Origin of the sequence: Paraburkholderia nodosa (genome assembly GCF_001718195.1) — a bacterium.
GTDB classification, from domain to species: Bacteria; Pseudomonadota; Gammaproteobacteria; order Burkholderiales; family Burkholderiaceae; genus Paraburkholderia; species Paraburkholderia nodosa_A.
On the sequence record NZ_MCNV01000002.1, the window covers coordinates 540958 to 553868 of the forward strand.

Sequence of the window (12911 nt, forward strand, 5' to 3'; positions counted from 1 at the left end):
CATGAACGATATCCCGGCCTCCCCCGCAGCTTCCGACCGTCCCGCCAGCGCGACGGTGCCGCGCCGTCCGCGTGCCGGGCGCCTCTCGCGCGTGCCGGAAACGGGCACGGCGCCGCTCGACGAAGCCACCCTGCGCCGCCTCGAAGAGATGTGGGAAACGCGCGCCGGCTGGCGCGGCTGGCTCTCCACGGTGGATCACAAGACCATCGGCCTCCGCTATCTCGTCACGGCGTTCGTGTTCCTCGTGCTGGGCGGCGTGGAGGCGCTCATCATGCGCGCGCAACTCGCGCGCCCCAACGAAACGCTGCTCACGCCCGAGCAATACGACCAGCTGTTCACGATGCACGGCGTCACGATGATCTTTCTCTACGCGCTCCCCGTGCTGAGCGGCTTTTCGAACTACCTGTGGCCGCTCGTGCTCGGCTCGCGCGACATGGCGTTCCCGCGCCTGAACGCGCTCTCGTACTGGGTCTTTCTCGGCGCGGGCATTCTGCTCTACGCGAGCTTTCCCGCGGGACAGGGAGCCAATGCGGGCTGGTTCAACTACGTGCCGCTTTCCACGGCCGCCTACGACCCCGGGCCGAACATCGACGTCTACGCGCTCGGCATGGTGCTGCTCGGCATTTCCACCACAGTGGGCGCGGGGAACTTCGTCATCACGTTCCTGCGCATGCGGGCCAGCGGCATGTCGGTCGCGCGCCTGCCCATCCTCGTCTGGAGCACGCTCACGGCTTCGGCCGCCAATCTGCTCGCCGTGCCCTCCGTGAGCCTCGCGTTCTTTATGCTCTGGCTCGACCGCAACGCGGGCTCGCACTTCTTCGATACGACAGCCGACGGGCGCCCCCTGTTGTGGCAACACCTCTTCTGGATCTTCGCGCACCCGTGGGTCTACGTGGTCGTGCTGCCCGCCATGGGCATCGTGTCCGACGCGCTGCCCACCTTCTGCCGCCGCCCGATCGTCGCCTACGCGGCCGTTGCGCTGTCAACGGTCGCGACCATGCTCGTGGGCTTCGAAGTGTGGCTCCATCACATGTTCGCCACGGGCCTGCCGCCGCTCGCCCTGGCCTTCTTCGGTGCGGCGAGCATGGTGATTTCCGTGCCGAGCGCAATTGCGGTGTTCGCGTGGATCGCCACGATCTGGACCGGCAAGCCCGTGTTCAAGACGCCGTTCTACTACTTCGCGGGATTCGTGCTGATGTTCACCGTGGGCGGCGTTTCCGGCGTGATGACCGCCGCCGTGCCGCTCGACTGGCAGCTCACCGACACCTACTTCGTCGTGGCCCACCTTCACTACGTGCTGCTCGGCATCAACGTGTTTCCGGTGCTCGGCGGCCTCACGTACTGGTTTCCCAAGTTCACCGGACGGCTCATGCACGAGCGCTTCGGCAAGTGGACCTTCTGGGTCACGTTCGTCGGCTTCAACCTGGGTTTCTTTCCGATGCACATCTCCGGGCTCCTCGGCATGCCGCGGCGCATCTATACCTACCCGGAAGGCATGGGCTGGGACACGGCCAACCTGCTCACGAGCATCGGCGCGTTCGTGTTCGCGATCGGCATCGCCATGTTCATCGGCAATGCGCTCGTGAGCGCGCGGCGCGGCGCACGCGCGAGCGCGAACCCATGGAATGCGGCGGGCCTCGAGTGGGCGACCTCGTCGCCGCCGCCTCCGTACAACTTCGCGATCCTGCCGAGCGTGCGCTCGCGGGACCCGCTCTGGCAGCCCGATGCAAATGTGCCGCGTCCCGGCTATCTGCTCCATCGCGGGCGCGAAGCGCTCGGCGTCACGCCCCTCATGGGCGAGCCCGACGTCATCCTCAAGATGCCCGAGGACAGCTACGCGCCCTTCGTGCTGGGCGTGGCTTCGACGCTCGTGTTCGTGGGGTTGCTGTTCCATTCGACTCAGTTCACCGCGCTCGCCGGGCTCGCATGCGGACTCGCGCTGCTCTCGTGGCTGTGGCCGCGGCGCTCGCTAGGACAGCGCGAACCGTTCGCGCCGCAAGGCACGACGCCCGCCGGCAAAGTCGCCGAGACGACTGCCGAGTCGATCACGACAGGAAGCGAAGACGAAACCCTTGCCTTGCCCGTGGGCAGCGCCGGCGAACATGCGGGCGGCTGGTGGGGCGTGCTCACGCTCGTCGTGACGGAAACCGCGCTGTTCGGCTACCTGATCTTCTCGTACCTCTATCTCGCTTCGCAGAGCGCACAGCCCTGGCCGCCCGATGGCCTGCCCAAGCTCGGCATGAGCGGACTGAACACGGCGCTGCTGCTCACGAGCAGCGTGTTCGTATGGCTCGCGGGCGCGTTTGTGCGGCGCGCGCGCTCCTGGCCCGCGTTCTGGTCGATGATCGCCGGCATTGCGCTCGGCATCGCGTTTGTCACGATCCAGTTCTTCGAGTGGCACGACCGGCCCTACGGGCTTGCGACGCATCTGTATGGTTCGCTCTACTTCACGATCACGGGCTTTCACATGGCCCACGTGATGGCGGGTGTGCTGATGCTCGCCGCGCTCGCGTTCTGGATCGCGCGCGGCTACTTCGACGGCAGACGCGATGCGGCGCTCACCATTGGCGGCCTGTACTGGCACTTCGTCGACGTGGTGTGGCTCTTCATCTTCTCCGTGCTCTATCTCTCGCCTTACTGGATGCGAGGACGATGATGCACTCCGCCGCGTCTCCAGCACCCGTGCCCGCACGCATCCGGCCCACGCTGCGGCAGCATATTGCCGTGTGGTACGGCATTTTTGGCGTGCCGGCCATCTGGGCGGTCCACGTGCTGGTCTGCCAGACGCTCGCGGCCACCGCGTGTGCCGGCGGCGTCCCGCAACGCAATGGCGAGCCTTGGGAGGTCGTGCACTGGACGCTTGCGCTCGTCTCCGCCGCTGCGTTCGCTCTGGCGCTCACCGGCGCGCTGCTGGCGCGACGCACGTGGCGCGAAAGCGCCGCCGTCGACACGCCGCAGCGCGACACCTTCCGCTTTCTCGCCTGGAGCAGCATGGCCGTTGCCGTGGCGTTCACGATCGCGCTCGTATTCACGATCTCGGTGCTGTTCGCGTTGCCGCTCGAACGGCTATGCGGGGCGTTGCGATGAACACCCGCGCTGGTTCGAGCGCTGTGCTCGCCGCCCTCGTGCTGCTCGCCGGCTGCCACCGCGACGAGCCGTTCGCGACGACGAAACCGCCGCCCGATGCCGCCCAGATCGCACTCGGCGAAAAGCTCGCGAAAGCGGGCGATTGCGCCTCGTGCCACGATTCCGCCAAGCGCGAACCCTTCGGCGGCGGTCTCGCCGTGAATTCGCCGTTCGGTCCGATTTACGCGAGCAACATCACGCCCGACCCCGTGCACGGCATCGGCGACTACACGCCCGCGCAGTTCGCCGCGGCCTTGCAGCGCGGCGAAGCACGTGGCGGCAAGCGGCTCTATCCCGCGATGCCTTATCCGTCGTTTGCGGCGCTGGCGGCAAGCGACGTGAACGCGCTCTACCAGTACTTCATGTATGGCGTGAAGCCGGTGCCGAATGCCGCGCCGCAAACGCATCTGCCGTTTCCGTTCAACCAGCGCTGGGTGATGATGTTCTGGCGTCTCGCGTTCGCACAGCATGGCCGCTTCGAGCCCGACCCCGGGCAGACCGCGCAGTGGAATCGCGGCGCCTGGCTCGTGCAGGGTCTCGGCCACTGCGGCGCGTGCCACACGCCGCGCGGGCCCGCCTACAACGAAATGGGCTACACGCAAAGCAGCCCGCTCTACCTCACGGGCGGCGTGAACGACCACTGGTACGCGCCGAATCTCACGGGCGACCCCGGCAGCGGCCTGGGCCGCTGGAGTGCCGACGACATCGCCGCGTTCCTGCGCGACGGGCACAACGACCGCGCCTATGCATTCGGCGCGATGGCGCCCGTGGTGGGCGCGAGCACGCAATACCTGGGCGACGACGATCTGCACGCCATCGCCACTTATCTGAAATCGCTGCCCGCACGCGAGGCGAGTGGCCAGTATGCCGATTCCGCGGCCGCGCGCGCCTCGACCATGGCGGCATTGCACGGCGGCACGCCGGAGCGGCCCGGCGCCGGCCTCTATCTCTCGTACTGCGCAAAATGCCACGGCGCCGACGGCGCCGGCAAACCCGACAAGGCGCCGCCCCTTGCGGGCAGTTCGCTCGCGCTCTCGTCCGACGCGACAAGCGTACTGCGCCTCATCGTCGAAGGCAGCCAGAGTCCGCAAACCGGTAATGGCGGCATGCCGCGCAAGATGCCCGGGTTCCGCACCCAGTTCACGGACAGCGAGGTCGCCCAGGTGGCGAGCTTCGTGCGCGGCGCGTGGGGCAACGACGCGGCGCCCATCGCACCCGCCGAAGTCACGCGACTGCGCGGCGCGATCCACCGTTGAGCGTTCCTTCCAGTCAAACATGGCGCGCGGTGGGGAACGACCGCGCGCCATCCGGGTCAGGGGCTATCTGACGAGCTTATTGCCCTTGCTGTCGCTGCTTGCGTCCGCACCCGGGGTGTTGGTCGTGTCGTTCATCGGTTTGGACATCGCCTTCGTGTGCTTCTTGTGATGAGTCGACTTGTGTGTCGTACCGGTAGCGGCAGGATTCTGCTCGACGCCCTGAGTCTGCGCCGGATACACGTCACTCGCGCCGCCGGTCGCAGCGCCTGGACTCGTGCTGCTGCTGCCGCCGCCTGAACCCTGGGCGAGCGCGAGACCCGATGTAGCAAGCGTCACGCTCGCTAGTGCAGAAATGAAATAGTGTCGTGGCTTCATGGTTGGCTTTCCTCGTCATCGTCTGGATAAGAAAAAACGGGCGGTGCGTGCTGAAAACCACCCGCGCGCTAGCCCTTCGCAGCGCACATGGTGTGCCACGCATGCGAGCGTCTGCCGCAGCGCAGGGGCATACGGCTTGCGCGCACGTTTGCGTCGCTATGGGCCGAGCCTGCAATGAGCCCTGCCGATCTCATGAACCCGATGCCGCTCGTCGTTACCCGGCCCGATTTCGCGGCGCGGCTGATCGGGGCGATCGTGGCCGGCGGGCCAATCGGCCTGACGACCCGCGCCGGCTCACCTGGCGCGGCGATGACCCTTCGCCGATCCGCTCAGCAGCATTGCCGTCTTGACCACGGCCAGATGACTGAGCGCCTGTGGGAAATTGCCCGCCAGCCGCTGCGCCCCCACGTCATACTCTTCGGCGAGCAAACCGACGTCGTTGGCCACGGCCAGCACGCGCTCGAACTGGGCGATGGCCTCGTCCACGTCGCCGCGCAGGTAGAGACAGTCGGCCATCCAGCACGAGCACGCCAGGAAGGCGCCTTCGTCGGGCGCTTCGTCCCCGCCGAGCCGCCAGCGACGAATCAGGCCGCCTTCGCCCAGTTCGGCGCGAATCGCGTCGATGGTGGCCGACATGCGCGGCTCGTCGGCGCGCATGAAGCCCACGAGTGGCATGAGGAGCACGCTCGCATCGAGCGCCTCTTCGCCGTAACCGCGGACGAAGGCGCCGCGCCGCGCGCTCCAGCCGTGTTCGCAGACCTCCTCGTACAGGGCCTTGCGCATCTGCAGTGCGCGTTGCACCAGCGGGTCGCCTATGCCCGGGCCGTCTTCACACCAGTGTTTGATGAAGCGGTCGAGCGCCACCCACGCCATGACGCGCGAAAGCGTGTAGTGGCGCGCGTGGCCACGCGTCTCCCAGATTCCCGAGCCCGGCTTCCCGCCATGATCGAGCAGCCAGCCGATCAAGCGCGCTTCGAGTTCGGCCTCCTCCTGCGCCGCGACGATGCCGGCGCGCCGCGTGAGATAGAGGCAATCGAACGCCTCGCCGAACACATCCGGCTGATATTGCATGCACGCCGCATTGCCGAAGCGCACGGGCCTCGCGCCCTGCCAGCCCGCCAGGGCGTCGACCTCGCGCTCGCGCGGCACGTGGCAGCCATCGACGCAATACATGACGTGAATGTGTCCGCGCACATGGCCGATCGTACGCAGCAGCCAGTCGCGCCAGGCGCGCGCTTCGTCGTGAAAGCCCGCTTCGAGCAACGCTTCCAGCGCGAAACTCGCGTCGCGCAGCCAGCAATAGCGATAGTCCCAGTTGAGTTCGCCGCCCGGCGCCTCCGGCAAAGACGTGGTGGGCGCGGCGACCATCGCGCCCGTCGGACGGTAGACCAGCGCGTAGAGCGTGAGGAGCGAGCGCCGCACCGCTTGCGGCCAGAGCGTTCGATCGTTGTCGAAGTGGTCGATCCAGCGGCGCCAGTGACGTTGCGTGTCGTGCAGCGCCGTGACGGCCGATGCGGGATCGACGCCCACGGCCTCGCCCGGGCATAGCGTGAAAACGAAGCGCTCGCCCGCGCGCACCGTGAACGCGGCTTCGAGCGCCTGCGCGTGGACACGCAACGGCACCTCCGCGCGCAACGTCATCGGGCCACACGCGGCGTGCACGGTCGCCGCGCCGCTTGCGTCTATCGTGTGTGGCGCAGCGTGCCCATCCGCGCGGCGCGGCTGCGCGATCATGTGCATATCCACACTGCCGTCCACGCCTTCGACGATGCGCATGATGCACGGTTCAGCGCTATCAGCCGCCATGAAGTCGATCACACGCGCGCTGCCGTGCGTGCCCTTCCAGGCGGTTTCGACCATGAGCGTGTCGCGCCGGTAGCTGCGGCTCGCGCGGCGCGCCGGATCGGCGGGTGCAAGGCGCCAGTGGCCATCCTCTTCGCGGCCGAGCAGCGCGGCAAAGCAGGGTTCGCTGTCGAAACGCGGCCAGCAGAGCCAGTCGATCGAGCCATCGCGAGCGAGCAGCGCCGCGCTGCGGCCATCGGCAAGCAATGCGTAATCTTCGATGAGGCGTGTTCGGGTCATGGACGATAGCGCTACCCGCGCACGAATGGGCGCGCTCGAATCCGTGCGAGCACTTCGGATTCCCGAAAGGTTTGCAAGCCCAATGAGGGCGCGTCCCTTTGCAATGGCTGCGCACACCGTCTTTTCGCGCTGCAGTCGGCCGCGCGCGAACTTGCATCGATTACGTGTAAGGCTTGAAACGCGTGCGCAGCCCACACCCGGCTTGCCAATGCGACGAATACACTCCAGGACATCTCGCAGCGTCGCGTGCGCGCAGCGTGAGCATCGAAGATCAAAGGGCGTCGTGCCACTGACGCATCACCACGAGCTTGCCGCGCAGGTGCCCCCCGGCGAGCCGCTCGAAGCCCCTTGGCGTGTCGTCGAAGTCGAAGCGCTCGACCACTTCGGCCTTCACCGCGCCCTTCTCGACGAGCTCGACGATATGGGCGAGCTGCGCGCCGTCCGCTCGCGCGGTGTAGCGCGTAGCGCGCGCGCCGTGGCGGCTCGCTTGCGCCTGCGAAGGTTCGCCCAGCGTCGAGACCATCGCCCCGCCGTTCTTGACGACCTGCCACGAGCGTTGCTGGGCTTCGCCGCCCACGAGGTCGAACACGAGGTCCACCTCGCCTGCCTCCTCTTCGAAGCGCTGCGCGTGATAGTCGATGACTTCGCTCGCGCCGAGCGCCAATAGCGCGTCGCGTTCGCTCGCCGAGGCCGTCGCGACGACGCGCGCGCCGCAATGGCGCGCGAACTGCACGGCGAAGCGCCCCACGCCGCCGCTCGCGCCTTGAATCAGCACGCGCTCGCCGCCTTGCAGCTTGCCGTGCTCGAACAAACCCTGCCACGCCGTGAGCGCGGCGAGCGGAATGGCGGCCGCCGCGTCCACGGCGCAGGTTGCAGGCGCGCCCGCCAGCGCGGTTGCGTCGACCACCACGTAATCGGCGAGCGCGCCAGACCCCTGGCCCACGAACGCGCAGACGCGCGCGCCTTGCGGCCATGCCTGTGCGCCTTCGCCCCTGCTCACCACCACGCCCGTCACGTCGCGGCCCAGCGTATACGGCAAATCGCCTTCCGTAACGAGCGGATAGCGGCCTTGCAGCGTCTTGAGATCGACGGGATTGAGCGCGGCAGCCTGCACTTCGATCAGCACTTCTCCATGCGCGGGCTCGGGCACGCTCAGGCTTTCCTGGCGCAACGACTCCACGCCGCCAAAGCGCGGCACGCGCCACGCGAGCATCGTCTCGGGAATATCAGCGTCCATCGATGGCTCCTTGTGCGCCCATCACTTCTTGCCCGGAATGACGCTCGCCATCACCTGGCGCGCCGTGTTCGCAATCACGCCGCCCTCGTCCGGGTCGCCTTCCATGAGCGCGCGCGCGAAATGGCGCGCCTGCTCGATCGTCACATGCGGCGGCAGCGGCGGCACGTCGGGATCGGTCTTCACTTCGAGCACCACGGGGCGCGGCGATGCGAGCGCCTGGTCCCAGGCGTCGCCCAGCTGCTCCGCGTTGTCCACGTAGATGCCCGTGAGCCCCACCAGTTCCGCAAAACGGTGATACGGCACATTGGGAATGTCCTGCGAGGCTTCGAATTTCGCGTCGCCCTGCATCACGCGCTGCTCCCAGGTCACCTGATTCAGGTCCTCGTTGTTGAACACGCAACAGATCCAGCGCGGGCTCGCCCATTGGCGCCAGTACTTCGCCACGGTCACGAGTTCGGCCATGTTGTTCATCTGCATGGCGCCGTCGCCCACGAGCGCGATCACGGGCCGTTCGGGATGCGCGAACTTCGCCGCGATGGCATAGGGAACGGCCGCCCCCATCGAGGCGAGACCGCCCGACAGCGAACACATCATGCCGCGCCGGATCTTGAGGTCGCGCGCATACCAGTTCGCGCACGAACCCGAGTCGCTCGTGACGATCGCGCCATCGGGCAGACGCGGCGACAGCTCGGTCACCACGCGCTGCGGGTTCACCTTGCCGCTCGTCGCCGCGTGCGCGCGATCCTCGAGCACGCGCTGCCAGCGCTCGCCAGCATGGATGAGGCGGTTGCGCCAGCTTCCGGCGTTCTTCTGCTCGAGCAGCGGCAAGAGCGCGCGCAGCGTGGCCGCGCTGTCGCCCACGAGGCTCACCTCCATCGGATAGCGCACGCTGAGCATGCCCGCGTCGATGTCGATCTGCACCGCGCGTGCGTCGCCTTCCTTCGGCAGGAATTCCGAATACGGGAAGCCGGAGCCAATCATCAGCAAGGTGTCGCAAGAGGACATCATCTCGTCGGTCGGCTTGGTGCCGAGCAGGCCGATGCTGCCCGTCACCCAGGGAATGTCGTCGGGCACCACGGCTTTGCCGAGCAACGCTTTGGCAACGCCCGCGTGCAGGCGCTCGGCCACGGCGACCACCTCGTCGCCGGCGTGCATCGCGCCCGCGCCGACGAGTATCGCCACCCGGTGGCCCGCGTTGAGCACCTCGGCCGCGTGCTTGAGGTCGGCCTCGCGCGGCACCACTTCGGGTGCGCTGTAGCCCACGCCGGAATGCGCCGTGCCGTGCTTGCGCGCGGGCGGCTCATATTCGAGTTCCTGCAAGTCGTTGGGCAGCACCATGGCCGTGACCGTGCGCCGCGAGAGTGCGATGCGCACTGCGCGGTCCACCACGTGGCGTACCTGCGCAGGCACGCTGGGCTGCTGCACGTAGGCGCCCGCGACGTCCTTGAACATCGAGACGAGGTCGAGTTCCTGCTGATAATGCGCGCCGAGCGCGGCGCGCGCCTGCTGGCCCGCAATGGCCAGCACGGGCATGTGGTCGAGCCGCGCGTCATAGAGCCCCGTGAGCAGGTGCGCCGCGCCCGGCCCCGACGTGGCGATGCACACGCCCAGCTCGCCCGTGAACTTGGCGTGGGCGCTCGCCATGAAGGCGGCCATTTCCTCGTGGCGCGCCTGCACGAATTCGATCTTGCCCTGCGCGCGCTGCAGCGCGCCGAACATGCCGTTGATGCCGTCGCCGGGATAGCCGTAGATGCGTCGCACGCCCCATTCGTGCAGCCGCTCGATGATGAAGTCGCTCACCGTAGTCGTCGCCATGTGCCGTTCTCCTTACGGATAGTCCGAGTCGTTTGCCGTGTTGGCGTCACCCGCGCAAACGCCGAACCTGGCGCCGGGTGAGACTGGCGGCTTTTGCGCCTCGATGCGCGTCTTTTTTCGTTCGACACCCTCTGCATAGGCATAGCGATTGCTGCCTGCAGGGAGTTGCCCTTTTCGCGCAAATCGAATCCACCGGGAGCCGCATGAAAGCCTTCCCCCATTCAGCCGATTTCAACGGTGAGCCAGGAGCCGCGCATGGCTGAGCAAGAAGGCTCGGGCGGCGTGGGCGCCTGGTCGCGCACACACCGGGGCAAAGCGCGCCGCACGGATGCCGAAAAATCGAAAAACGGTGCGAACCGCAGTGAGAAGAATGACAATCAGGGCCGCAAGCGACCCGGCAAGAAGCCGCTCATCGTGATCGGCATCGTGCTGCTCGTGATCGCCATTGGCGCGCTTGTCTGGTGGTTCGTCACGCGCAACGAGGTCAGCACCGACGACGCCTATACCGATGGCAACGCCATCACCATCGCCCCGAAGGTATCGGGCTATGTGACGCAACTCAACGTCGACGACAACGTCTACGTGCACAAGGGCGACCTGATGGTCGAGATCGACCGGCGCGACTACGCGGCCCAGGTCGACCAGGCGCGCGCGCAACTCGGCCTCGCGAAAGCCCAGTTGCTTTCCGCGCAAGCGCAGCTCGACATCGCGCGCGTGCAGTACCCCGCGCAGTACGACCAGGCGCGGGCGCAGATCGAAACAGCCAGCGCGAACTACGCGCGCGCGCAGGCCGACTACGAACGCCAGCACGGCGTCGATCCCCGCGCAACCACGCAACAGAACATCGACACGGCCAACGACCAGCAGCGCGTGTCGCATGCCGGCGTCATGAGCGCCCGTGCCCAACTGAAGACGGCGAGCCTCGTGCCGCAGCAGATCCGCCAGGCCGTGGCCGCCGTGGAGGCGCGCCGCGAAGAGGTGGCGCAGGCCGAGGCGCAGCTCGACACGGCGGAACTGAACCTCGCCTGGTGCGACATGCGCGCGCCCTCCGATGGCTGGGTCACGCGCCGCAATGTGCAGTACGGCACGTTCTTGCAGGCGGGTACGTCGCTTTTTTCCATCGTCACGCCGCAAATGTGGATCACCGCCAATTTCAAGGAGTCCCAACTCACGCGCATGCGCCCGGGCGACAAGGTCAAGATCAGCGTGGACGCCTACCCGAAGCTCGAATTACGCGGCCACGTGGACAGCATCCAGCTCGGCAGCGGCTCGCGCTTTTCGGCGTTCCCCGCCGAGAACGCGACGGGCAATTTCGTCAAGATCGTGCAGCGCGTGCCGGTGAAGATCGTGATCGACAGCGGCTTGCCGGGGAACCGGCCGCTGCCGCTGGGGCTTTCGGTCGAGCCTACGGTGTATCTGGCGGACTGAGGGCGCGGCCATGAGCGATTCGCAGAGCAACTGGCGCCCCGCCGGCAACCCCTGGCTCATCGCGATCGCGGTCACGCTCGCCGCGTTCATGGAAGTGCTCGACACGACCATCGTGAACGTCGCGCTGCCCCATATCGCCGGCACGATGTCGGCGAGCTACGACGAGGCCACCTGGGTGCTGACGTCCTACCTCGTCGCCAATGGCATCGTGCTGCCCATCTCGGCGTTCTTCGCCCGCGTGCTCGGCCGCAAGCGCTATTTCATGCTCTGCATCGTCGCGTTCACGGTGTGCTCTTTCCTGTGCGGCGTCGCCACGAGCCTCGGCCAGTTCGTGATCTTCCGCGTGGCGCAAGGCTTCTTTGGCGGCGGCCTGCAGCCGAACCAGCAGTCCATCATCCTCGACACCTTCGAACCCAGCCAGCGCGGCCGCGCGTTTTCGATCTCCGCCGTCGCCATCGTCGTCGCCCCTGTGCTCGGCCCGACGCTGGGCGGCTGGATCACCGACCACGTCTCATGGCGCTGGGTCTTCCTGCTCAACGTGCCGGTCGGCATTCTCACGACCCTCGCCGTGTTCCAGCTCGTGGAAGACCCGCCATGGGTCAAACGCGAGACACACCAACGCATGAACTGGCGCACGGTCGACTTCTGGGGCATCGGGCTCATCGCCCTGGGTCTCGGCTGCCTGCAGGTCACGCTCGATCGCGGCGAGGACGACGACTGGTTCTCGTCGCCGTTCATCGTCACCTTCGCCGTGCTCGCAGTGCTCGGCATCGTGGGGGCAACCTTGCGCCTTATCTACGCGAAGCATCCCGTCGTGGATCTGCGCTGCCTGCGCGACCGCAATTTCGCGCTGGGCTGCTGCATGATCGCCGCGTTCGCCGCCGTGCTCTATGGCAGCGCCGTGATCATTCCGCAACTCGCACAGCAGCAGCTCGGCTACACCGCCACGCTCGCGGGCCTCGTGCTGTCACCGGGCGCGCTGCTCATTACGATGGAGATTCCCATCGTCAGCCGGTTGATGCCGCATATCCAGACGCGCATGCTCATCCTGACCGGCTTCATCATGCTCACCGTGGCGCTCATCTACGCGCGCACGCTCACGCCCGATATCGACTACCTCACGCTCGTGAAGCTGCGCAGCGCGCAGTCGCTCGCCATCGGATTCCTGTTCGTGCCTGTCACGACGCTCGCTTACCTCACCGTGCCGAAGGAGCTCAATAACGACGCCTCCGCACTGTTCACCATGTTCCGCAACGTGGCCGGCTCGATCGGCATTTCGGTCTCCACCGCGTTGATTCGCGAGCGCTCGCAGGCATGGATGGCGCATCTTTCGGCCCATATGTCGCCGTTCTCGCAGAACTACCAGGACACACTCGCGCGCGAGGCGCAAACGGTCATGCAAAGCACCGGAACGCCGCTCGCGCACGCCATGCAGACGGCGAACGGCCATCTCTACGAGACCTTCGTTTCGCAGGCCACCATCCTTGCCTATATCGACGTATTTGGCATACTCGCCTGCTTCTGCGCGGTGTTCGCGCCGCTCGCGCTGTTGTTCTCGCCCTCGAAAGCGGCGGGTTCAGGAGGCCATTGAC

General features: G+C 67.1%; 9 protein-coding genes. 5 read left to right on the forward strand and 4 right to left on the reverse strand.

Going from position 1 to position 12911, the window contains the following annotated elements; translation table 11 throughout:
• Window position 1 precedes the first annotated feature (1 nt).
• The 3 genes from ctaD to BFD71_RS05740 are packed head-to-tail and all read left to right on the forward strand — an operon-like array spanning window position 2 to window position 4382.
• On the forward strand, window positions 2–2656 hold the full coding sequence (gene ctaD, locus BFD71_RS05730) for a cytochrome c oxidase subunit I (protein ID WP_083245076.1): 2655 nt from the start codon (window positions 2–4) through the stop codon (window positions 2654–2656).
• A complete protein-coding gene (locus BFD71_RS05735) occupies window positions 2653–3087 on the forward strand; it encodes a hypothetical protein (protein WP_083245077.1) in 435 nt (144 codons plus the stop codon). Before ctaD ends, BFD71_RS05735 begins: the two co-directional genes overlap by 4 nt.
• Entirely contained in the window at window positions 3084–4382 is a 1299-nt protein-coding gene (locus tag BFD71_RS05740) for a c-type cytochrome (protein WP_069262441.1), read from the forward strand. The genes BFD71_RS05735 and BFD71_RS05740 overlap by 4 nt, the downstream gene beginning before the upstream one ends.
• 63 nt (window positions 4383–4445) lie before the next feature.
• On the opposite strand, the gene BFD71_RS05745 is transcribed toward BFD71_RS05740, so the two are convergent.
• The 4 genes from BFD71_RS05745 to BFD71_RS05760 all read right to left on the reverse strand — a co-directional run bounded on the left by BFD71_RS05745 (window position 4446) and on the right by BFD71_RS05760 (window position 9891).
• Entirely contained in the window at window positions 4446–4757 is a 312-nt protein-coding gene (locus tag BFD71_RS05745) for a hypothetical protein (RefSeq protein ID WP_069262294.1), read from the reverse strand.
• Between the two features lie 294 nt (window positions 4758–5051).
• On the reverse strand, window positions 5052–6839 hold the full coding sequence (locus tag BFD71_RS05750; protein WP_069262295.1) for a glycoside hydrolase family 15 protein: 1788 nt from the start codon (window positions 6837–6839) through the stop codon (window positions 5052–5054).
• 271 nt (window positions 6840–7110) lie between these two features.
• Window positions 7111–8076, reverse strand: coding sequence for an NADP-dependent oxidoreductase (locus BFD71_RS05755; RefSeq protein WP_069262296.1), 966 nt, complete (start codon window positions 8074–8076; stop codon window positions 7111–7113).
• 21 nt (window positions 8077–8097) lie between these two features.
• Window positions 8098–9891, reverse strand: a complete 1794-nt coding sequence (locus tag BFD71_RS05760; protein WP_069262297.1) for a thiamine pyrophosphate-requiring protein — start codon at window positions 9889–9891, stop codon at window positions 8098–8100.
• Window positions 9892–10146: 255 nt separating this feature from the next.
• Between BFD71_RS05760 and BFD71_RS05765 the strand changes: the two genes are divergently transcribed.
• Both BFD71_RS05765 and BFD71_RS05770 read left to right on the forward strand, forming a co-directional pair.
• Entirely contained in the window at window positions 10147–11319 is a 1173-nt protein-coding gene (locus BFD71_RS05765; RefSeq protein WP_069262298.1) for an HlyD family secretion protein, read from the forward strand.
• A gap of 10 nt (window positions 11320–11329) precedes the next feature.
• Complete coding sequence (locus tag BFD71_RS05770; protein ID WP_069262299.1) at window positions 11330–12910, forward strand: DHA2 family efflux MFS transporter permease subunit; 1581 nt, start codon at window positions 11330–11332, stop codon at window positions 12908–12910.
• The last annotated feature ends 1 nt before the right edge of the window (window position 12911 follow it).

What these genes read in the sequence shown, in the direction of transcription:
- BFD71_RS05765 (WP_069262298.1), top strand. Translation starts at nt 10,147, where the DNA reads ATGGCTGAGCAAGAAGGCTCGGGCGGCGTGGGCGCCTGGTCGCGCACA.
- BFD71_RS05760 (WP_069262297.1), bottom strand. Translation starts at nt 9,891, where the DNA reads ATGGCGACGACTACGGTGAGCGACTTCATCATCGAGCGGCTGCACGAA.
- ctaD (WP_083245076.1), top strand. Translation starts at nt 2, where the DNA reads ATGAACGATATCCCGGCCTCCCCCGCAGCTTCCGACCGTCCCGCCAGC.
- BFD71_RS05745 (WP_069262294.1), bottom strand. Translation starts at nt 4,757, where the DNA reads ATGAAGCCACGACACTATTTCATTTCTGCACTAGCGAGCGTGACGCTT.
- BFD71_RS05770 (WP_069262299.1), top strand. Translation starts at nt 11,330, where the DNA reads ATGAGCGATTCGCAGAGCAACTGGCGCCCCGCCGGCAACCCCTGGCTC.
- BFD71_RS05735 (WP_083245077.1), top strand. Translation starts at nt 2,653, where the DNA reads ATGATGCACTCCGCCGCGTCTCCAGCACCCGTGCCCGCACGCATCCGG.
- BFD71_RS05740 (WP_069262441.1), top strand. Translation starts at nt 3,084, where the DNA reads ATGAACACCCGCGCTGGTTCGAGCGCTGTGCTCGCCGCCCTCGTGCTG.
- BFD71_RS05755 (WP_069262296.1), bottom strand. Translation starts at nt 8,076, where the DNA reads ATGGACGCTGATATTCCCGAGACGATGCTCGCGTGGCGCGTGCCGCGC.
- BFD71_RS05750 (WP_069262295.1), bottom strand. Translation starts at nt 6,839, where the DNA reads ATGACCCGAACACGCCTCATCGAAGATTACGCATTGCTTGCCGATGGC.